The sequence below is a fragment of the Jeotgalicoccus coquinae genome, from assembly GCF_014207425.1.
GTDB classification, from domain to species: domain Bacteria; phylum Bacillota; class Bacilli; order Staphylococcales; family Salinicoccaceae; genus Jeotgalicoccus; species Jeotgalicoccus coquinae.
This window is the reverse complement of record NZ_JACHFF010000003.1, coordinates 247651-268974: the sequence shown is the minus strand read 5'-3', so window position 1 is coordinate 268974 and position 21324 is coordinate 247651. Positions and strand designations below refer to the sequence as shown.

At 41.1% G+C, this 21324-nt stretch carries 22 protein-coding genes and 3 tRNA genes; 3 read left to right on the top strand and 22 right to left on the bottom strand.

Annotated features, from left to right (window positions below):
* Positions 1–167 precede the first annotated feature (167 nt).
* From HNR41_RS10165 to HNR41_RS10155, 3 genes are all read right to left on the bottom strand, one after another.
* Positions 168–241: transfer RNA gene (locus tag HNR41_RS10165), tRNA-Gly, on the bottom strand.
* 35 nt (positions 242–276) lie between these two features.
* A tRNA-Leu gene (locus tag HNR41_RS10160) sits at positions 277–365 on the bottom strand.
* A 203-nt stretch (positions 366–568) separates the two neighbouring features.
* Positions 569–643, bottom strand: a tRNA-Glu gene (locus tag HNR41_RS10155).
* Positions 644–958: 315 nt separating this feature from the next.
* Between HNR41_RS10155 and HNR41_RS10150 the strand changes: the two genes are divergently transcribed.
* The gene (locus HNR41_RS10150; RefSeq protein ID WP_184284300.1) at positions 959–2458 is read left to right on the top strand and encodes a catalase; all 1500 of its coding nucleotides are present in this window, start codon (positions 959–961) and stop codon (positions 2456–2458) included.
* A 56-nt stretch (positions 2459–2514) separates the two neighbouring features.
* Here HNR41_RS10150 and HNR41_RS10145 read toward each other — a convergent pair whose 3' ends face one another.
* The 15 genes from HNR41_RS10145 to HNR41_RS10075 all read right to left on the bottom strand — a co-directional run bounded on the left by HNR41_RS10145 (position 2515) and on the right by HNR41_RS10075 (position 15777).
* Positions 2515–4656, bottom strand: a complete 2142-nt coding sequence (locus HNR41_RS10145) for a Tex family protein (protein ID WP_184284298.1) — start codon at positions 4654–4656, stop codon at positions 2515–2517.
* 60 nt (positions 4657–4716) lie between these two features.
* Positions 4717–5499 (bottom strand): RNA polymerase sigma factor SigB, encoded by a 783-nt coding sequence (sigB, locus tag HNR41_RS10140; protein ID WP_184284296.1) that lies wholly within the window; start codon positions 5497–5499, stop codon positions 4717–4719.
* The gene (gene rsbW, locus HNR41_RS10135; protein WP_184284294.1) at positions 5477–5950 is read right to left on the bottom strand and encodes an anti-sigma B factor RsbW; all 474 of its coding nucleotides are present in this window, start codon (positions 5948–5950) and stop codon (positions 5477–5479) included. Before rsbW ends, sigB begins: the two co-directional genes overlap by 23 nt.
* A 3-nt stretch (positions 5951–5953) precedes the next feature.
* Positions 5954–6280: an STAS domain-containing protein gene (locus HNR41_RS10130; RefSeq protein WP_184284292.1), complete on the bottom strand. Its 327-nt coding sequence runs from the start codon at positions 6278–6280 to the stop codon at positions 5954–5956.
* A gap of 81 nt (positions 6281–6361) precedes the next feature.
* The gene (locus HNR41_RS10125; RefSeq protein ID WP_184284290.1) at positions 6362–7381 is read right to left on the bottom strand and encodes a SpoIIE family protein phosphatase; all 1020 of its coding nucleotides are present in this window, start codon (positions 7379–7381) and stop codon (positions 6362–6364) included.
* A gap of 46 nt (positions 7382–7427) precedes the next feature.
* Positions 7428–7805, bottom strand: a complete 378-nt coding sequence (locus HNR41_RS10120; protein ID WP_184284288.1) for a type II toxin-antitoxin system PemK/MazF family toxin — start codon at positions 7803–7805, stop codon at positions 7428–7430.
* Complete coding sequence (locus HNR41_RS10115; protein ID WP_184284286.1) at positions 7806–7991, bottom strand: hypothetical protein; 186 nt, start codon at positions 7989–7991, stop codon at positions 7806–7808.
* An 80-nt stretch (positions 7992–8071) separates the two neighbouring features.
* Positions 8072–9223 carry an alanine racemase gene (gene alr, locus HNR41_RS10110; RefSeq protein ID WP_184284284.1) on the bottom strand — a complete coding sequence of 384 codons (1152 nt, stop codon included), beginning with the start codon at positions 9221–9223 and terminating at the stop codon, positions 8072–8074.
* Entirely contained in the window at positions 9220–9573 is a 354-nt protein-coding gene (gene acpS, locus HNR41_RS10105; protein ID WP_184284282.1) for a holo-ACP synthase, read from the bottom strand. Before acpS ends, alr begins: the two co-directional genes overlap by 4 nt.
* On the bottom strand, positions 9570–10055 hold the full coding sequence (locus tag HNR41_RS10100) for a PH domain-containing protein (RefSeq protein WP_184284280.1): 486 nt from the start codon (positions 10053–10055) through the stop codon (positions 9570–9572). Before HNR41_RS10100 ends, acpS begins: the two co-directional genes overlap by 4 nt.
* Positions 10000–11577, bottom strand: a complete 1578-nt coding sequence (locus tag HNR41_RS10095) for a PH domain-containing protein (protein WP_184284278.1) — start codon at positions 11575–11577, stop codon at positions 10000–10002. Before HNR41_RS10095 ends, HNR41_RS10100 begins: the two co-directional genes overlap by 56 nt.
* Complete coding sequence (locus tag HNR41_RS10090; protein ID WP_184284276.1) at positions 11570–12034, bottom strand: PH domain-containing protein; 465 nt, start codon at positions 12032–12034, stop codon at positions 11570–11572. Before HNR41_RS10090 ends, HNR41_RS10095 begins: the two co-directional genes overlap by 8 nt.
* A gap of 97 nt (positions 12035–12131) precedes the next feature.
* The gene (locus HNR41_RS10085; RefSeq protein ID WP_184284274.1) at positions 12132–13658 is read right to left on the bottom strand and encodes a DEAD/DEAH box helicase; all 1527 of its coding nucleotides are present in this window, start codon (positions 13656–13658) and stop codon (positions 12132–12134) included.
* A 66-nt stretch (positions 13659–13724) separates the two neighbouring features.
* Positions 13725–14438, bottom strand: a complete 714-nt coding sequence (locus tag HNR41_RS10080; protein ID WP_229714985.1) for an alpha/beta hydrolase — start codon at positions 14436–14438, stop codon at positions 13725–13727.
* Positions 14425–15777 carry a UDP-N-acetylmuramoyl-tripeptide--D-alanyl-D-alanine ligase gene (locus tag HNR41_RS10075; protein ID WP_184284272.1) on the bottom strand — a complete coding sequence of 451 codons (1353 nt, stop codon included), beginning with the start codon at positions 15775–15777 and terminating at the stop codon, positions 14425–14427. Before HNR41_RS10075 ends, HNR41_RS10080 begins: the two co-directional genes overlap by 14 nt.
* A 94-nt stretch (positions 15778–15871) precedes the next feature.
* On the opposite strand from HNR41_RS10075, the gene HNR41_RS10070 reads away from it, so the two are divergent.
* The gene (locus HNR41_RS10070) at positions 15872–17059 is read left to right on the top strand and encodes an FtsW/RodA/SpoVE family cell cycle protein (protein ID WP_184284270.1); all 1188 of its coding nucleotides are present in this window, start codon (positions 15872–15874) and stop codon (positions 17057–17059) included.
* 42 nt (positions 17060–17101) lie between these two features.
* Here HNR41_RS10070 and HNR41_RS10065 read toward each other — a convergent pair whose 3' ends face one another.
* Complete coding sequence (locus HNR41_RS10065) at positions 17102–17251, bottom strand: Lmo0850 family protein (protein WP_169516118.1); 150 nt, start codon at positions 17249–17251, stop codon at positions 17102–17104.
* Between the two features lie 122 nt (positions 17252–17373).
* Here HNR41_RS10065 and cls point away from each other — a divergent pair, with 122 nt between their 5' ends.
* Positions 17374–18858 carry a cardiolipin synthase gene (cls, locus tag HNR41_RS10060; protein ID WP_184284268.1) on the top strand — a complete coding sequence of 495 codons (1485 nt, stop codon included), beginning with the start codon at positions 17374–17376 and terminating at the stop codon, positions 18856–18858.
* A 125-nt stretch (positions 18859–18983) separates the two neighbouring features.
* On the opposite strand, the gene yidC is transcribed toward cls, so the two are convergent.
* The 3 genes from yidC to thiM form a co-directional block, all read right to left on the bottom strand.
* A complete protein-coding gene (gene yidC / locus HNR41_RS10055; RefSeq protein WP_184284266.1) occupies positions 18984–19847 on the bottom strand; it encodes a membrane protein insertase YidC in 864 nt (287 codons plus the stop codon).
* Positions 19848–19946: 99 nt separating this feature from the next.
* Positions 19947–20561 carry a thiamine phosphate synthase gene (gene thiE / locus HNR41_RS10050; RefSeq protein ID WP_184284264.1) on the bottom strand — a complete coding sequence of 205 codons (615 nt, stop codon included), beginning with the start codon at positions 20559–20561 and terminating at the stop codon, positions 19947–19949.
* The gene (thiM, locus tag HNR41_RS10045; protein ID WP_221432920.1) at positions 20554–21324 is read right to left on the bottom strand and encodes a hydroxyethylthiazole kinase; all 771 of its coding nucleotides are present in this window, start codon (positions 21322–21324) and stop codon (positions 20554–20556) included. Before thiM ends, thiE begins: the two co-directional genes overlap by 8 nt.

The following is a 21324-nucleotide window of genomic DNA, read 5'->3' as shown; positions in this document are numbered from 1 at the left end:
AACTTAAACTTAAGCTCTTTGTGATACTGCTGACAGTATCTCGTTTGCGTTTTAATTGTTCGCCTCAATCTGTGCTCCTATATAATAGAAGACTTGTTTATTCGGAATTAAACGTTGACATATTGTCATTCAGTTTTCAATGTTCTCTTTTTAGGTAATAAATCTAATGGAGCGGGTAGACGGGATCGAACCGACAACATCAGCTTGGAAGGCTGAGGTTATACCATTTAACTATACCCGCATGGTATATATATATATGTTATAATAAGTTTTAAATGGTGCGGCTGAGAGGACTTGAACCTCCACGGGATTTAACTCCCACTAGGCCCTCAACCTAGCGCGTCTGCCGATTCCGCCACAACCGCAAAGCTTATTATATGTATTAACTTTTAGTTAATATGTTTTAAGCGACAAGAACTAGTATATCGTGTTCATCAGTTAATGTCAACTGTTTATTTTAAATTCTTTTTTTGCGTCTCGCCTGTCGAGTTCTTTCTTCAACTGGTTAGATTTTTAATTATACTTCACTGAATTCGTTAAGTCAATACTTTGTTTTAAGATTTTTAAATGGTGACCCGTACGGGACTCGAACCCGTGTTACCGCCGTGAAAGGGCGGTGTCTTAACCGCTTGACCAACGGGCCATCTGTTTTGTAACAACGTTTATTAATATACCGGGTTCCGGATTTAAAGTCAACACTTTCGAACAAATTAATTTAAACTTTTCTTTGTTTTCTAGTTCCTTCTATATAAAGGGAAATATCAGGACATTTCGTTTATTATTGACTGACTTCTCATTTAGAATGTATTCCCCTGTCTTATTAGTTGTTTTTCTATTATATGAAGCATGTATAAGCTTTGTAAAATAATAATCTTATTGCGGTTTCGAAGCTTGCTTTTGGTCTTGTAGCTTGTTATAGTTTATTTATAATCATTCTAATTAATGGAGGCAGTTATTGATGACTAACAAAGACAATAGACTTACGACTCTTTTTGGTAACCCTGTAGGCGATCGTGAAAACACAATGACAGCCGGCCCTCGCGGTCCGCTCGTTATGCAAGATCCGTACTTCCTCGATATGATGGCTCATTTCGACCGTGAAGTTATTCCTGAACGCCGTATGCACGCTAAAGGTTCCGGTGCTTATGGTACATTCACAGTAACAAATGATATTTCTCAATATACAAAAGCTAAAATTTTCAGCGAAGTCGGCAAACAAACTGAAATGTTCGCACGTTTCTCAACTGTAGCAGGTGAACGCGGTGCAGCTGATGCTGAACGCGATATTCGCGGATTTGCTTTAAAATTCTATACTGAAGAAGGTAACTGGGACTTAGTTGGTAACAACACACCTGTATTCTTCTTCCGTGATCCTAAATTATTCCCAAGTTTAAACCACGTTGTTAAGCGTGACCCTAAAACTAACATGCACAATGCAGAAAGCAACTGGGACTTCTGGACTAATTTACCTGAAGCACTTCACCAGGTAACAATCATTATGACTGAACGCGGAATTCCGAAAGGCTTCAGAAACATGCACGGATTCGGTTCACACACATACAGCATGATTAACGAAAACGATGAGCGTGTATGGGTTAAATTCCATTTCCGCACTCAACAGGGAATCGAAAACTATTCTGCAGAAGAAGCTGCTGAACTGGTTGGATCGGACCGTGAATCTTCACAGAGAGATTTATTCAACTCTATCGAAGAAGGCGACTTCCCTAAATGGAAAGTATACATTCAGGTTATGACTGAAGAAGAAGCTAAAAACCTTCCATACAACCCTTTCGACTTAACAAAAGTATGGTATAAAGGTGACTTCCCGTTAATCCCGGTTGGTGAATTCGAACTTAACAAGAATCCTGAAAACTACTTTGCAGAAGTTGAGCAGGCAGCATTTGCCCCTACTAACATCGTACCTGGTATTGGTTTCTCACCAGATAAAATGCTTCAGGGCCGCTTATTCTCATATGGAGATGCTCAAAGATACCGCTTAGGTGTTAACCACCACCAGATTCCGGTTAACTCACCTAAAGGTGCAGAAAACGTATGTCCATTCAGCCGCGACGGTGCAATGAGAGTTGACGGTAACGCTGGTTCATCAATCAACTATTACCCGAACAGCTATGGTGCTCACAATTCACAGCCGCATGCTAAACAGCCTGCACTTGATCTTGAGTACAGTTCAGTATATGAACACAACTTCCGTGATGACGACGATAACTACTTCGAGCAGCCTGGTAAATTATTCAGATTGCAGTCTGACGAAGACAAACAGCGTCTATTCTACAACACGGCTAACGAAATGACTGGTACAACTACTCGTACTAAACATCGTCATATCTATAACTGCTATCAGGCAGATCCGGATTACGGTAAAGGTGTTGCAGCAGCATTAGGAATCGATATCAACGACGTTGATCTTGAAACTCCTGATTACTTCCACAACATGTAATTCTTAATATTAATAAAAAAACGGAAACGACTGAGTCGTTTCCGTTTTTGTCTATTCTATAAATTTTTCATTGTAAGTGATATTCTGTTCTTCTGAACATCTACATCCATTACTTTAACCTCAACAATATCTCCTGTGTTTACTACTTCCAATGGATGTTTCACAAAGCGGTTTGAGATCTGCGATACGTGAACCAGTCCATCCTGCTTCACTCCAACATCCACGAACGCCCCAAAATCTGTTACGTTTCTTACTGTTCCGGACAATGTCATTCCTGTTTTTAAATCTTCGATGCCGAGTACATCTGATTTTAATAACGGTGTATCGTACTTATCACGAATGTCTCTCATCGGCGCTTTCAGACTTGATATAATATCTTCAAGTGTCGGCACACCAATATCGAGCATCTCTGCAATTTCTTTAATATTTAAGCCATCCAGTTTATCGCTCATAATATCTTCGCCAAGATTATCAATTGTTAAACCGATAGTCTCAATAAGCTTATACGTGTTTTTATACTGCTCCGGATGAATCGGCGTAACATCAAGCGGCTCTTTACCGTTAAATATTCTAAGGAATCCGACACACTGCTCATACGTTTTATCGCCTAAGCGTGCCACTTTCTTCAATTCACTTCTCTTTTTAAATCCGCCGTTCTCTTCTCTGAACGCGACGATATTTTTACTTATTACCGGTGACAGCCCCGCTACGTGCTGCAGCAGTGTCGTCGATGCAGTATTTAAGTTCACTCCTACTTGGTTTACAGCAGTTTCCACGACAAAATTTAATGACTCAGTCAGGAACTTCTGGTTAATATCATGCTGATACTGGCCGACACCGATAGATTTAGGATCGATTTTAACCAGTTCACTCAGTGGATCATGAACCCGTCTTGCGATTGATACTGCACTTCTTTCCTCTACGTTAAAGTCAGGAAACTCTTCTCTTGCGATTTCCGATGCCGAATAAACACTGGCACCCGCTTCGTTAACAATAATATAAGGAATATCCAGGCTCGCTTCTTTAATGAGCTCACCGATAAATTCTTCGGATTCTCTCGAAGCCGTACCATTCCCTATCGCAATCAATGACACATTATGTTTCTTAATCAGTTTTAAAATGACTGATTTCGCAGCATCTTTTTTATTTACAGGTTTATGCGGGAATATAACATCCTTCGCAAGATATGATCCTGTATCGTTAATTACAGCGAGTTTACATCCCGTACGGTATGCAGGATCCAATCCAAGAATTACTCTGCCTTTTAACGGCGGCTGCAGAAGCAGACGTTTTAAATTTTCTTCGAAGACCATCACTGCATGCTTTTCACTTGTTTCAGTTAAGTCAGCCCGCACTTCTCTTTCAAGAGAAGGTAAAATAAGACGTTTCATGCTGTCCTCAATTGCTTCTGTCAGCAGTTCTTTTGTCTTGATGTGTACATCGATAACTTCTTTCTTTAAGTAATTCGCAATTCTCTCAGTATCATGCGTTAATTTAACCGTCAGAACTTTTAATGCTTCACCACGGTTTAACGCAAGTACTCTGTGCGGCACTATATTTTTAATTCTTTCCGCATACTCGTAATACATTTCAAAAACACCCTGCTCATCGTCAGCATTCTTCTTAACAGCTGAAACGATTTCTGAAGTATCTTTGATGATTTTCAGTATATACAGACGGTACTGGGGATTATCCGAGACAATTTCCGCAATAATATCTTTCGCACCTTTAATTGCTGTTTCAACTGAAGTCACTTCTTCATTGATATACTCTGCTGCAGCACTTTCTATATCACGGTGTTTGCCTGCCAGAATAATTTTCGCCAGCGGTTCAAGTCCTAGTCTTTTCGCTTCAGTCGCACGCGTTTTCTTTTTCTGTTTAAATGGACGGTATAAATCTTCTACGCGGCTCTGCTTTGTCTGTTTTAAAATATCTTTACGCAGGTCGTCAGTCAGCATCCCCTGTTCATCTATCAGACGGATAACTTCTTCTTTACGCTTATTCAGGTTTTCCAGATACAGATACTTCGTTTCAATTTCTTTAATTGCAACTTCATCCAACCCACCTGTCTGTTCCTTACGGTAACGGGCAATAAAAGGGACCGTATTTTTCTCTGCAAGCAGTTCAAGAACTTTTTCTATATGTCCTTTATTGATTTTCATTTCAGTTGATATTTCCTGTACAAGTTCGTGCGCCATAATATGTACTCTCCTAATAATAAGAGCCCAATCTAATGTAGACCGGGCTCATTTATAAATTTATTCATCTTCTTCCTTAACGGCTTCTCTCAGCTTCTTAATTGCAGAACGCTGCAGTCTCGAGACATGCATCTGGCTTAAACCGATTTTTTCACCGGTTTCTTTCTGGCTCAGACCGTCAATAAATGTCGATTTTATAATTTCCTGCTCTCTGTCGCTTAAGATTGGCAGTACTTTTTCTAAAATCATGCGTTTTTCAGCCAGATCATAATTGTCATCCTGCTGTCCCATAACATCGAGCAATGTTACTGTCGAACCATCTTTATCCGCTTCGATTGAATGGTCAACGCTGAGTGCGTTATAACTCTGACCCATTTCCATAGCCTCAAGCACTTCTTCCTCAGTAACTTCAAGCTCCATTGCCAGTTCCTGGATTGTCGGTGATCTTTCGAGTTCATTTGTCAGTGCGTCCGTCGTATTTTTAATTCTCGGTCCGAGTTCCTTAATACGTCTCGGCACATGAACACTCCATGTTTTGTCACGCAGATATCGTTTAATTTCACCAACAACTGTCGGCACTAAAAAAACTTCAAACCTGCGTTCAAACGATGTATCAAAACGTCTGATAGCACCTAATAATCCCAGCATCCCGACCTGTACCAAATCCTCATGATGAGACTGGCCGCGTGAGTATCTGTAAGCGAGCGATTCCACAAGCTTCGTATAGTTTTCCACGAGTTCAGTTTGTGCGATATCATCTTCATCTTCCTGATATCTTTTAATCAGTTCGTTTACTTCTTCAGGCGGCAGTCCGTAATTCCTATTGCGAGATCGTTTCTCCATTCGGGTGCACCTGACTTTCGTTAATATACTTCGTCATGCTGATCGTAACACCAGGTTCTTTTCTAAAGGAAACTTTGTCCATCAGCGTCTCAATAAGGAACAGGCCAAGCCCTCCTTCTCTGAGGTAATCGATATTATCGTCTTCATTGTACGGGCCAAGCTCTTCTTTGATTTCTTCATAATCAAAGCTCTGTCCGTTATCCGAAACAATAACTTCCACCTTATCGCTGTAGACTGCAAATCCTACAAGAATTTCACCCTGTTCATTGTCCTTATAAGCATGTTTAACAGCATTAGTTACAGCTTCCGATACTGCAATTTTAGAATCTTCAATATCGTCATAAGTCGCTCCTGCTCTCGATAACACACCCGACAGCGTTAAACGGATAAGACTTACGTACTCTGCACTTGCCGGAAACTTCATTTCTATAAAATCATATTGTGGCATCATTCTTCAGTCGACCTCCGACTTCTTATTAACATACATTAAATCACGTAATCCTGTAATTTCAAAAAGTTTTAAAATTCTATCGTTAACTCCAAGTACATGGAGTTCCTTGTCATATTTATTAAGATCTTTAAGAGTTCCTACGAAAATACCCAGCCCTGTGGAATCCATATAACTCAATTCGCTTAAATCGACAATCAGGTTATGCTCGCCTGCTGCCGCGACCGGTTCGAATACTTTCTTTAACTCTGGTGCAGTATATACATCCAGCTCGCCGCTGACACTTACTAAATACTCTCCGCCGTTTTCCGTAGCGTCTATTTTTATATTCATAACTATGTATGCACTCCAATCACTTAATTCATAAATTTTATACCTTAATATTTCTACCCTTTATTCACGTTTTTAAAACTTTTAATTAGCACTTTTATTTTTTATGATAAACATTGTTAAGTCGTCTTTGTAATTCTGATTGCGCATCCGGGTCAGCGCTTCATAAATATACTGGACAATGTCCTGAGGATGCTGATCGCGGGCTTCCCGTATCATCTCTTTAATGTCATCCATGTTAATAAACGTACCATCATGTTTTCTAAGTTCGGACACACCGTCTGTAAAAATAAACAGCATATCATTTTTCTCGAGTCTGGATGAAACCTCTTCGTACTCCGTATCTTTCATTACACCGAGTACAAGCCCTTTGCCGTCCAGCTCCTCAAACTCATCATCTTCATAGTGATAAAGGAATGCAGGTTCGTGTCCCGCACTTGAAAAGCACAGAGACTGGTTCTTAAAATCATAAAGTCCGTAGAACATCGTTACGAACATGTTTTTATTAACGTTTTTCTCCACCAGTTCATTCAGACGCTTCAATGATTTTGACGGCGGACTGGACGATGATGTCAGGTCCATTCCGAATTTCAGCATCGACATGGCAATTGCAGCCGGTATCCCTTTACCGATAACGTCGGCAACCGCAAAAGTCAGCTTGCTGTCGCTGTGTTCAATAATATTAAAGTAGTCCCCGCTTACTTTACGGGCCGGTACACTGATTGCGCCAAGCTCGACATTTTCGATGACGGGAATCGAAGTTTTTAACATCGTCTCCTGCAGACTGGCAGCGACATCCATTTCCTGGTCATGACGCTCCATTTTGTTAAGCATTGCTTTGTAATCCTTATATGTAAATCCGAATCGAATCATGATTTCCTGCAACACGTCCAAAGAGGCTTTAACTTCTTCGTAGTTTGTCAGCGGAATCGCACTGACCAGTTCAATATGCAGAGCCACCATCTCATCCGGCGAAATATCGAGATCAATTGCTCGTTCACTGAATTCATGAGCTGTTCCCGCGAGTTCATCGGCATTACCCGTTTTGATATAATCCACAATCAGACCTTTGTACTCTTCTACCAGATCGTCAATATACGTCATATTAAAAACACCTCCATTTCCAAAATAGACTTTTGTAAACAAAAGTCTATTTTCTGTTTGACTTATTCTTTTTTCTTTTCTTTTTCGGTTCTAATTCCAGACTGACTTTTAATGCATCGTTAACTTCACGCATTTTGTCCTCATCCAGATATGTAAGTTTTTCCTGTAACCTGGTCTTATCGACCGTTCTGATTTGCTCCAGCAGTATTACCGAGTCCATATCCAGTTTGTAAGCTTCCTTTGATATTTCAACATGTGTAGGTATCTTCGCTTTGTTTATTTTCCCAGTAATGGCTGCAACTATCACAGTAGGACTGTGACGGTTACCAACATTATTTTGGATAATAACAACGGGGCGTTTGCCCCCCTGTTCTGAACCCTGCACAGGTGAAAGATCGGCCAGATAAACTTCTCCTCTTTTCATCTATTCACCATCTTTACTATCGTTACATGCAGCACATTCCCGTTCCGTGACAGAAATGCCGGTACGGTATGCTTCACTTTCCGCGTAAAAGCCTTCCCGAGCAATTAATAAATTAATCTCCGCCATTTCAATGTAGCCATTTACCAATGCTTTTTCGAACTCATTTTTTGCAGATGAATCAGACAAAATAGTCAGCTCCATATAAATCAGTTATTGTACTAATCATAACATTTGAGACATTCTCTTGCTATCAATCGAATGTCCGTTTAGTTTATTACTTCGTTATAGACCAGTTCAACATCTTTCCCGGCATAGCGGCGGGGAATACGGCGCCCAAAAGCACAAAGCGATTCATATGAAATAGTTCCTGTGTATTCACTGTAACTTTCCATCGACTGCTTCGATTTCTGTGAATCATCAATTATAGTAACGTTTACTCCTGCATCGGTGTGTTCCGGAACTCTGATTATTAGTGCATCCATGCAGATGGTGCCGATAATTTCACAGTCGGTACCACCTTCTAATTGTACTTTATACCCATTATGCTGTCTTAATAACCCATCTGCATATCCGATAGGCAATGTTGCAACTTTTTCTCTCTTTGAAGCAGTATATTTCCTGCCGTAGCTGACACTGTCTCCTGCTTCCAGCTGATGAACCGCTGAAATTTCAGCAGATAATTTAACTGACGGTACAAGTTCCACAGATGTTGCTGAAGCAGTCCACCTGCTTGGATAGTAGCCGTATAGTGCAATACCGGTGCGGATTGCTGTTGTGAAGTCTTCTTTCAGCGTTAATGCTCCGCCTGAATTTGAAATATGAACGTATTCAGGACGTTCAGCCTGACTGACGATATCTTTAAATAAATTAAATTGTTCGTCTGTCACTTCATTATCTTCATCACTTGAAGTGAAATGACTGTATATCCCTTCGTAAATAAAGCGGCTGAATGAATTGATTTCTTTAATCATCTCATTTACTTCATCCGCATCCGAAGTGCCGTAGCGGTTCATACCTGTATTTACTTTAATATGAATCCACACTTCTTTATCATACGCATCAGTCACTTCGCTTTTCGCTTCTTTAACCCACACGAGGTTCGGTGCTGTCACTGCAATACGGTGCTGAATTGCTTTATTAATGTGTTTCGGAAGTATCGTGCCGAGTACGAGTATTTTCTGTTTAATGCCATGCATACGCAAATCTATTGCTTCATCCAGAGTTGCAACCGCAAAAAAAGTGACGCCGGCCTCTGCCAGATATTCGCTGACTGCTTTTGCTCCAAGACCGTATGCATTCGCTTTAACGACTGCAATCAATATCTTTTCAGGGTTAATTTCCTGAATCGCTCTGCAGTTTTTTTCTATGGCTTCTAGATTTACATCGAGTACTGTATTTCTGTAATACTTATCGCTCATTCGCCAGCCTCCTCTATAATAACTGTTGCAACCGCATAATCTTTTGAATGGGATATTGATACATGGGCATTGGGTGCATTTGTAAGCGACGGTTTTCCGCGCTCATCATTCATGCAGTTAATATCATTAAAGCTGACTGCACTGCCAATTCCTGTGCCAAGCGCTTTGCTGTATGCTTCCTTCACTGCAAAACGCCCTGCAAGATAAGTGATTTTACGCTCTTCATTTGTAATACCGTTATAGTGATTCATTTCATCCGGCGTCAAAATTCTTCTAGCCAGACGATCATCTTTATTTACTTTATGAATACGTGAAATTTCTATAATATCCGTTCCGAGACCTGTAATCATAATGTTCCCTCATTCTGCTTTATGTTGATGTTTTTATTAATCAGTTCACGGATATCGTGACGCAGCTGATCTGCTTTATCTGTTTCCAGTTCCGGAATATAGAGTTTTTCAGCAGAAGTCTGCAGGGAAATACCTTTCAGATTCATCTTTTTCATAATAGGCCCGACCGTTGTATCAATGTTCTGAACACGGTACAGCGGCACCGCAACTTCAGATTTAAACCAGATACCGCTGTGGATTCGTATCTCATCTTCAAGCACTTTATATCTGAAGTACTTATAGCGGAGCTTTGGAATAATCCATGCATGAACGATAATTATATAAATTGCGACTGCCAGAGGAATAAGAAATATCCACCACGGAATAAAATCCAAAAATATCTGTGCAATACCTATTGCAGCAGCAATCAGCAGCCAGACTCCTACGTTAATATATTCTCTGATTCTCCACAGTTTGATTGCTTTCGGCGAAATCCGTTTCATCGTCATGCCCCCTTTCTATAAATGTCCATATTGTCTCGATATCATGTTTCCCGATAAACTTAATTTCTGCCGACGAACTGGCAATCCCGCCCGGGGTCGACACTTCTATATGGCCAAGATCTGCCCGGTGTAAAAACGGATTGCGCCGGTATGTCGTATCGATAATTTTATCGCGCTTAATTGCGTAATGACGGCGTGTAAAGAACGACGCTGTCATCAGATTAATTTCATCTTTATAAATTGCATAGCCGACATTTTTTGCACTGTAAATCCCGCTCGCAATTAAAAGCATCAGAATTACTGCTGCTCCGATATAAAAGTAAAGCATGAATGTTTCACCGTGGAAGAAGTATGCCATTACTCCGGTGCCTGTAATAAATATCAGCAGTGTAATTTGGAAATAGCGTCTTATTGCACGGAACGGTACGACACGCTTCGGCAGTTCCATATGATAATTCGGAAATATATCTCCGATAATGCTGTACAGTTCTTTCTTTTTAATGAACGGCAGCAGCTGTACTTTGCCGTCGATCTGATCTGATTCAAGAGAGTCGCTCGTAATCGATACCGACAATGCATAGTAGCCGATTAAACGTCGCAGCAGACTGTCGGATATAATAACATTCTGCACTCTGTTTATGTTGACGCTCTTATTCTTTTTGGAGAATAAACCGTATTCCACGGTCAGATCATCACCGCTCTGTTTTAATGTGTAATCGTAGTTTCTAACCATGATGATAATTGTACCGATAATGTAACCGATGATTACAAACACAAGAGAAGAAATAACGATGCCGAACACTATACTTCTGACGAGTCCGCTGACATATTCAAAATAGTTTTCAATAAGGATTTCTCCGCCGACAACGTTCAGAACACCGAAGAATATCGCAGCAAAGACTCCAAGTCCGCCGCTTGTCATCGCCATTAACACAAGTTCTTTTGTTTTCATTTTTTTCAGCGTAACGAATTCACGGGCAGCCGTTTTAGGTACAGCTTCCGGTTCTGTTTCTCTCGGCCAGGGACTTGAGTCTCCCTGGTTAACAGTAATATCCTCGTTCTCGATATCCTGCTGTTCCTCATAAATCATTTTTTGAATTTCCTGACCCTGTGACTTTTTAATCGTATCAATTTTAATACCGTCACCGGGTGTTAATATATCGAGCTGTACCGCACCAAAAATACGGTGAAAAAACGGCTCGTTAAAGTCGATGGACTGAATACGTTTAATATCCAGTTCCTTTTCATTTCGGGTAAATATCCCGTCTTTATAAATAAATTTATTGTTCTCAATCCAGAATCTTGTCCGGTATATATTTAACATATCGAATCCTGTAAAGACGATAAATACAAGAGCGAGTATCCCGATGCCGCTAAACAGCATCCATGGGTTTATCGAACCTGAGAACAGCTCTTCCCTCATATTAAAGAAAATAATAATTGCCGGGAAAAACATCGTTTTAATTCCTTTAACTACACTTCCTGCATATGCGATTCTATGGAGTTTCTGAGGATTATACATCTGTATTTTCCTCCTTTACGATATCGATGACAGCCGTTTTTAAAGTTCTGGCTTCATCAGTCTGGAGCGGAGGCATATCGATGCCGATTCCCGCCGTTTTAATACGGAGCCCTGCAAGATCATATTTTCTCGACAAAGGACCTGTTTTAAACTCGACGCCCTGCGCTCTTTTTAACGGAATCATCTGTGTCTTTACTGTAAAGAAGCCCTGTCTGACGATAATTCTGTCTTCGAGCAGTTCATATGATGTCACTTTGGTATAAATCCACGGTCTTAAAAAAATAAATCCCGCGAGTTCCAATACGAGCAGGGCGATAAAAATATAATACAGCCAGACCGGCCACGAAAAGAAATGTACTGCAAAACCGGCTGCTGAAAATATAAGAATACTGGTTACCCATACTAATAATGCTTTGACCGTCATATACGGTCTGACGCGTTCGTTCAACTCTATCATAAGCAACCCTTCCAACTGTTAGTTTACCTCTATGATACAACACTCAGAAAACATAAAAAAGCATTCACTTAAAAAGTGAATGCTTCAATTATAAATATTATTTTTGGTGATCTTTAAACACACGGCCCTGTTTGCTGGTACGTCCGCCTGATGATGGTTTACCACCATGACGTTTAGCACCGCTGCCGCCGCTGCTGTTTCTTGAAGGTCTGCCGCCGTCACGACCGCGTCTGTTGCCGCCGCCGCTTCTTTGACCGCCTTTACTATAGTTCGATTTACCTCTGCGTCCGCCGTGACCCTTGCGAGAAAGTGGTTTTTCAAATGACAATTGAATATTGTCATCTTCTTTGGCATACAGAAGTTCGTTTACTAACGCTGCAATAACTTCGCGTGACTCATGAGTTTTCATTAACCCGTCAGCCACTTCGAAAGTGTGCTGATTTTTATTGTCAGCTAACCATGCACCGATTTTTTCAAAGACTTCGTTTTCACGAGCTTTTTCTACTTCTTTTTTACTTGGTGGACGAAGTGTAACGATTGGTTTCTTCTTGTCTTTTTCAATCTGACGCAGGAAGTCCATCTCTACAGGGTTAACGAATGTTAATGCCATTCCTTCTTTACCGGCACGGCCGGTACGTCCAATACGGTGTGTGTAAGACTCGGAATCCTGTGGAATATCGAAGTTGTACACATGTGATACATCCGTAATATCCAAGCCTCTTGCTGCTACATCAGTAGCTACTAAAATGTCTAATGAATTATTCTTGAATTTCTTTAATACTTCAAGACGTTTAGATTGAGTAATATCGCCATGTAAACCTTCTGCACGGTAACCTTTAGCAATTAATGCACTTGTCAATTCATCTACACGGCGTTTTGTACGGCCGAATACGATTGCAAGGCTTGGCTGATGAACATCAAGGAATGATGTAAATACAGATAATTTTTCCAGCTCTTTAACAATTGTATAGAATTCATCGATTAATGGATCGGAATTGTTTTGGTTCATCGTTTTAACGATGTGAGGTTTGTTCATGAAACGCGTTACTAAATCCTGGATTGCCCGGGGCATTGTCGCTGAAAATAGAAGTGTGTGGCGATTGTCTTCAGGTACTTTGCTCATGATGAATTTAACATCATCGATGAAGCCCATGTTCATCATTTCATCCGCTTCGTCTAAAACAAGTGTGTGAACATCTTGTAATTTAAGCGTACGGCGGTTGATGTGGTCGATCATACGACCTGGTGTACCAACAATGATTTCGGGTTGTCTTTTAAGGTCTTTAATCTGACGGTCTATGCTCATGCCGCCGAAAATAACTGCAGTAGCTAATTTCTTTCTTTTAGCAAATGCTTTAATTTGTTCGCTGACCTGAACTGCTAACTCTCTAGTTGGTGCTAACACTACAACTTGAGTGCCTGCGCCTTTAGTTGTGTTTTCTACAATTGGGATACCGAATGCACCGGTTTTACCAGTCCCCGTCTGAGCCTGACCAATAATATCTTTACGCTCTAATGCTAAGGGAATACTTTCCACTTGGATTGGGGTAGGTTCTGTGAACCCCATATCGGATAGTGACTGAATTGTATCGTCACTAATACCTAACTCTTTAAAAATTTTCAAACTTTAGTCTCCTTTGACTATTTCATTTCTCGCATGTACAACTTCTCCATAGTAACACTTAACACTTTAATCCACAAGATGTTTTAATCCGATGTCAAGAAATAAAAATCTCTCAACAAGAATATTGAGTTCCAGCTGCTTGTCCTGAGTGAACATTATCAGGTGGGGGGTGTGCTCCATTAGTATTAGTTTTGACTGCGGTATTTTCTTCTCGGCTTCTATGCTTGTCTCATACGGGACAAGCAGATCAATCTTTCCGTGAATAAGCAGCGTATCGCACGTAATACTTTCAAGATCGCCGATTTTTGAGTCGACAATCTTAATAAACTCTTTCACCGCTCTGATGGGAATGTTTTTCAGACGCGGTCTTACTCTCGCCATCATATTCAATTTAAAATGGTCATTTACTCCTGACGGTGACAGTTTCAATCTGTTCAGTCTGCTTAATTTGGTGTGGTCGAATGCAGGTGCAATTAAAACCAGTTTTTCAACCGGATAATTTTGGGCGATAAAGCTCGCGAACACTCCGCCCATCGAAAAGCCGATGACGTATATTTTATCGGTGCGCGATGCCAGGTTGAAATATGCCCGTTCCGCTTCCCGGTACCAGTCATCGCCTGTAACCGAAGATAAATTCAGCGTCGTGCCATGACCTGGATACTGGGGGAACTCATATTCAAAGTCATAGCGTTTTTTTAAATACTGAAATGCCGGCTCAAGCTCATATCTTCCGCCTGTATAACCGTGTAAAAACAGCACTCCGATTTTAGATATCGTCAATCACCCTCTCGACAGCCATACCGCGTGATCCTTTCAGCAGAATTACTGTATCTTCATTAAAATGCTTTTGTACTTTGTTTTTCAATTCTTCTATCGATGACGTATGTTCTTTGTCTTCCATCGTTAAAGCGTCATGGATATATTTCGCACCGCCGCCGAACGTATAAATCTTCGTAAATTGATAAGTTTCTTCATTAATAAAGTGTGCAACATCTTCATGCAGTTCCTGTTTGTAATCTCCAAGCTCCAGAATATCAGCCAGCACGAGAATTTTATCTGTGTGATGCATACGGCCGACAGTGTCGACAGCGCTGATCATACTCGCTTTCGACGCATTGTACGCATCGTTCACAATCAGCGTGCCATTCGGATGAGCAATGCGCTCCATTCTCATGCTTGTCACTTCAAGGTCCGCAAGATTCTCACGTGCTTCTTCTAATGACACTCCGAGTTTTTCCCCGGCAAGCACCGCAAGTGATGCATTCAGTGCATTGTGAATACCGAGCTGCGGAATATCAAACTGTACGTCTTTAAAAGTAAAGTGCGTGCCGTTATCATCTTCCATTACCTTACCGATTGTATAATCATTGACTTCCAGCAGTCCTGCCGTCTTAATTTCATATGCCGTGTCCTGCTTAACAATCGCATCAAGCAGCGGGTAATCTTTGGAATAGATAAACGTGCCGTCGTCTTTTAAATAATCGACGATTTCGTATTTTGCTCCGGCAATGTTTTCTCTGGATCCCAGCATTTCAATATGGGATTCACCGACGCTCGTAATCACCGCAATATCCGGCTTCGCCATTCTGCTCAGGAAATTTATGTCCCCCACTTTATCCATACCCATTTCCAGAATAGATATTTCAGTATCTTCATCTAATTGTAAAACAGTCAGCGGCATGCCGATTTCATTATTAAAGTTACCGGGTGTTTTCTGCACTTTATATTTCTTGTTCAGTACACATTCCAGCATATCTTTCGTCGTCGTCTTACCATTTGATCCTGTAACAGCAATTACAGCCGGATTAACAATGTTTAAATATGCTTCCGCAATATCCTGCAGTGCTTTCTGTCCGTCTGTAACGTGAATTACCGGATAGCGGGATTCCTCCGGCGGCTGTTCGCTCAGCGTAACACCTGCACCTTTTGAAAATGCCATATCAATAAATCTGTGTCCGTCTGCGTGTTCGCCTTTAAAAGGAATGAACAAATTGTTTTCTTCTATAGTACGTGTATCGATTGATACACCTTTAATTACATTTGATTTCATATCCGCTGCACGGCTGTTCATCGTACCGCCGGTGAATTTTGCTATTTGTTCAATCGTAGCTTTTATCATAATTTTTCATCCTAAATATTTGTATTTACTGTTTATAATTATAAATTAGTTGTATACTAAATGTCATGATTTCTAAATGAATTAGGTGACTTTCTTGAGTAATAATAAATATACACGTCAAAATTCAAACTTCTTTGCACGCATCGACTGGATTCTGATTATCTTAATCCTGCTGCTTGCGGCAATCAGTGTGGTATCAATCAGTTCGGCGATGACCAGCGGCCAGTACGGCACTGACTTCAGCACCCGGCAGATTGCGTTTTACGGTTTGGGTTTCTTTCTTGCATTCGGCCTGATGCTGGTGCCGTTTAAACTGATAAAAAACTATACATGGGCATTGTACATACTGGGTGTTCTGAGTCTTGTTATTTTATATATTGCACCCGTGTCGTCAATCACACCGATTATTAATGGTGCGAAAAGCTGGTACCAGTTCGGATTTTTCAGTATCCAGCCGTCTGAGTTCGTTAAAATCATTTATATTTTAACAATGGCTTACGTTATCAGCCAGCACAATAAATATAAATTAACGAATACGTTATCGATGGACCTGAGACTGCTGTTAAAACTGATTTTAGTCTCTATTCCGCCGATGCTCTTCATCCTGCTGCAGAATGACCTTGGAACTGTACTCGTAATGATTGCTATCTTCCTTGGACTTGTTGTCGTTTCAGGTATCAGCTGGTGGCTGATTATCCCGACACTTTCCGTTGCGGCATCGACCGGTCTTGCACTGATACTCGGTATTTTATACCGTCCGGATTTACTTGAACGCTATTTAGGCATTCATCCTTATCAGTTCGAGCGTATTTATTCGTGGATTACACCTGAAGACTTCCAGTCCGACAGCGGATTCCAGCTGACAAACTCGCTGATTGCTATCGGTTCCGGCGGGATAACAGGTAAAGGTTACACGGAAGGTATCATTTATATTCCGGAAAACCATACCGATTTCATCTTTACGATTATCGGTGAGGAATTCGGGTTTATCGGTTCAACAATTGTTATTATCGTACTGTTCATGCTTGTCATGCACTTAATCCGTATGGCCTTTATGGCGACGGACAGCTTTGCCGCTTATTTCATTATCGGCTATCTTGCACTGCTTGTCTTCCATATCATCCAGAATATCGGTATGACAATTCAACTGCTGCCGATTACAGGACTTCCGCTGCCGTTCATAAGTTACGGGGGAAGCGGACTGTGGGCCAACATGCTTGCTGTCGGAATTATGCTCAGCATGTATTTCCATCACCTGAGCAAAAGTTCTAAAAACATATAAAAACTGCTGAAAAGGGATAACCCCTCCTCAGCAGTTTTTATTTTAAATATTATTTTCTTTCAGTCTGAGCTGATCTTTATTTGCGATGCGATTCATAATTTCAAATCTTGATTTGGAAACCGTCACTTTAACACCGAGTTCATGCAGCATCTGGACGACTTCTTTAACTTTGCTTTTGTCGTTTTTGCGCATATTGACACTCCCTTTTTATGGCTAACTTAATTGTACTCGTTTATGCTATAATTATCTATACTTTTCAGACATTAATTATTACAGACTGACAAACTTTTATACTTCAAAGAAGGTGGATACATATGCAGATACCGATTTTGGACATTTACATTACAGATGCCTCGGTAATTACAATCGTTACCGTTATCCTTTTCATAGTTAACTTTCTCTTAGCCGGCGGGCTTGTATTTCTTGAACGCCGCAGCGCCCAGAGCGTCTGGGCATGGGTTTTAGTATTATTCTTCCTGCCGATTGTCGGCTTTCTGCTTTACATGCTTTTCGGACGCACTATTTACCGTCAGGAACTATTTAAACTCGATGAGGACGACAAAGTCGGACTCGAACATCTCGTCAGCGAACAGCTGGAAGAGATTACACACAACCGTCTGACATTCGCCAATCCGATCGCAGAGAAACATAAGAAACAAATTCAGATGCTGCTTTATAATAACCAGTCATTCGTGACAAGCAATAATGACGTAACTACTTTTATTGATATGAATAAAAAATTCTCACAGATGCTGAAAGATATCGAGGCAGCTGAAGACCATATTCATTTCCAGTATTATATTTTTAAAATGGATAAGATTGGTACGGAGCTGTATAAAGCTCTCTTAAAGAAACAAAAAGAAGGTGTCTCGGTACGCATTCTGTACGATGACATCGGCTCCCGGTCTTTATCGCTTAGAAACTTCAGTGATATAAGAAATGCCGGCGGACTGGTCGAAGCATTCTTTCCGAGCAAGATGCCGCTAATCAATCCGCGTATTAATAACAGAAACCACCGCAAGATTGTCGTTATCGACGGCAGAATCGGCTACATCGGCGGTGCGAACGTCGGTGATGAGTATCTCGGGCGTGATCCTAAGATGGGCGACTGGCGCGACACTCACCTCCGCATTGAAGGTAACGCTGTGAAATCACTGCAGCTCCGCTTCATGCTGGACTGGAACTCTCACGATACACGCAACAATATGAAACATGAAGACCATTACTTCCCTGAAATTGATTCAGTCGGCCGGACAACGATGCAGATTGCCTCAAGCGGTCCCGACGAAAATTATCAACAGATTAAATACGGTTATCTGAAAATGATTTACAAGGCGAAGAAAACCATACACATTCAATCGCCCTATTTCATTCCAGATCAGTCGATAATGGAAGCTATCCGTATTGCGATACTGTCCGGAGTCAGAGTTAAAATTATGATTCCGAGCTTTCCGGACCATCCGTTCGTATACTGGGCAACATACTCAAACGTCGGCTCCCTGATGAAAATGGGTGCTGAAGTTTACATGTACCAGCCTGGTTTCCTCCATCAGAAAGTATTTATTATCGATGACGAAGTGGTATCAGTCGGAACGACAAACCTCGATAACCGCAGCTTCATTTTAAACTTTGAAGTGAATGCATTTATGTACGATGAGGATGAAGCGATTAAACACCGTAAAATATTTGAATCGGATATTAAACATTGTGAAATACTCACAGAAGATAAATATAAAAACCGCGGGCTGTGGATTAAGATGAAAGAAGGCCTCGCAAACTTAATATCACCGATATTGTAATATCGGATGTGTCCCCCGGGCGAATCTTCGCCCGGGGGATTTTTTATTGACGGTGATAGCACAAAAACAGAACAAAAAAAGAGCAGAATCCTTATCGGACTCTACTCTCAAAAATTAGCTGCTGCTTATTTCTTACGCTTTTTCTTAGGTTTAACTTTAGCGTTCTTAACGCGTGCTTCTTTTTCAGCTTGTTCGCGTTCGTGTGCTGCAATAATCGGTGCCATTTCTTCATTAACTTTCTTGCGGTAGAATGTGTTACCTGCCCAAGTCTGGAAGATCAGGAAGATACCGCCGACTGCCCAGTATAATGGGAGTGCTGATGGTGAAATCGCTGAAATCCAAATAATCATTATTGGAGAAATGTACATGAATAACTGCATTTGTTTACGCTGTTCTTCTGATACATATCTTGTTGATACCCATGCTTGAATTGCGTATACAATACCTGCAATTGCAACCATGAAGTAGTCTGTTTGTGTTAGTTCCATCCATAAGAAATCAGGATGAGCTGTTATTCCGCCATCGGAAGGGAATCGTAATGCAAAGTATAATGCCATAACAACCGGCATCTGAATAAGAATAGGTAAGCAACCCATGTTAAGCGGGTTAATATCGTGTTTCTTATAAAGACCCATCATTTCCTGCTGGGCTGCCATTTTTTCTTCCTGCGTTGTTGCAACTTTAACGCGCTGCTGGATTGCTTCCATTTCTGGTTTGACAATCTTCATTTTTTCTCTCATCATCATCTGATTTTTGTATGTACGCATCATGAATGGGAAAATTGCCAGTCTCACAATCAGCGTGATGACGATAATAGCCAGACCGTAGTTGTTGTCCAGATTATCTCCAAGCCAGTGTAATAACGAATCCATCGGCTGGACAAGAGTGTTATAGAAGAAGCCGTCTCTATTCTCAGGCTGTGAATAGTCACACCCTGCCAAGAATAGTACCAGTACCATAGACGCTGGTAATAGCCACTTTTTAATCATTTCTTCACCTCTAAGTAATATCTCACATAAAAAAGATTGTACCATAAATAGAAGTGTATAAAAACCAATTTCATACCATATGGTTAATATTTCACATAGTTACTGCAACAAAGCTGTCACGGTTTGTTCAATATTGTCTGAACCGGTAATTGCTGAGATAACACAAATCCCGTCTGCCCCGTTCTTCAGGCATTCTTTATAATTTTTTTCTGTGATTCCTCCGATTGCTGTCGTCGGCAATTCCGTATGATTTACTAATTCCCGTAAGCCGTCCGTGCCGATTGCTTCACCTGCATCCGATTTCGATAAAGTGCTGAACACCGGACCGATACCGAGATACGATACCCGGGCCAGACTGCTTGATTTAAGTTCTGTTAAGTTACCGACAGACAGACCGATAATTTTATTGTTAAAGTACTCCGGCAGCATATCCGGATTTATGTCGTCCTGTCCGATATGAATTCCGTCTGCTTCAACTGCTTCTGCCAGTTTCACATCATCGTTTATAATGAACGTTACATTATACCGGCTGCACAGTTTCTTTACTTCCCGTGCAAAGTCCGTCAATACCTGTCCTCTTTTAATATCAGCACCCTTTTCACGGAGCTGAAAACAAGTTACACCCGCATTAAATGCAGTTTCCAGATCCTTGAGCGGATTTTTAAAGCTGGCTGAACTCGCAATCAGGTACAGTCTCAGTATGTCTTTATTCATGAACATCCACTCTTCTCGCATTATAGTCTTCTGTTTTAAAGTTATAAATCTCATCTATTAACTTAGCTGCAAATGTCCCCGGTCCCGTTGCCGAACGGGCTGCTTTTTCCGCTGCAATATTGTAGAGACTGACAGCATCGGCAATACTGTCCGATTTATTTTCCAACGCTAAAAATGCAGCTGTTATCGCACCGAGCACACAGCCGGATCCTGTAATCACTTCGAGATACTTATGACCGTTGTGCATCGTCATTTTTTCTTTGCCGTCAGCATACGCATCCATTTCGCCGGTCACCAGTACAGGCACGTTTAACACCTCGTGTGCGTCTTTCGCAATATCCAGTGTATTCCCTTCTATGATGGAGTCAACGCCTTTAGACACTGCTTCCCGGCCGCTTAAAGCATGGATTTCCCCTGCGTTCCCCTTCACCAGTGCAATATCGTATTCACCGAGCAGCTTATCCGTTAAATTTCTGCGAAATGCCGATGCGCCGTAACCTACCGGATCCAGCACAACCGGAATATTATACTCGTTTGCACAGCGGGCCATTTCTTCATACAGCGGGATCTTGTCTTCAGTACACGTGCCGATATTTAACAGCAGTGCCCCCGCATGTTTTAATATATCCGCCGCTTCACTTTTCTCCCCGCTCATAATCGGAGATGCTCCAAGTGACAGCAGACTGTTTGCAGTAAACGGCTTAACGACATCGTTAGTAACGCAGACGACAAGCGGACGTTCTCTTCTTAACTGTTCAATCAT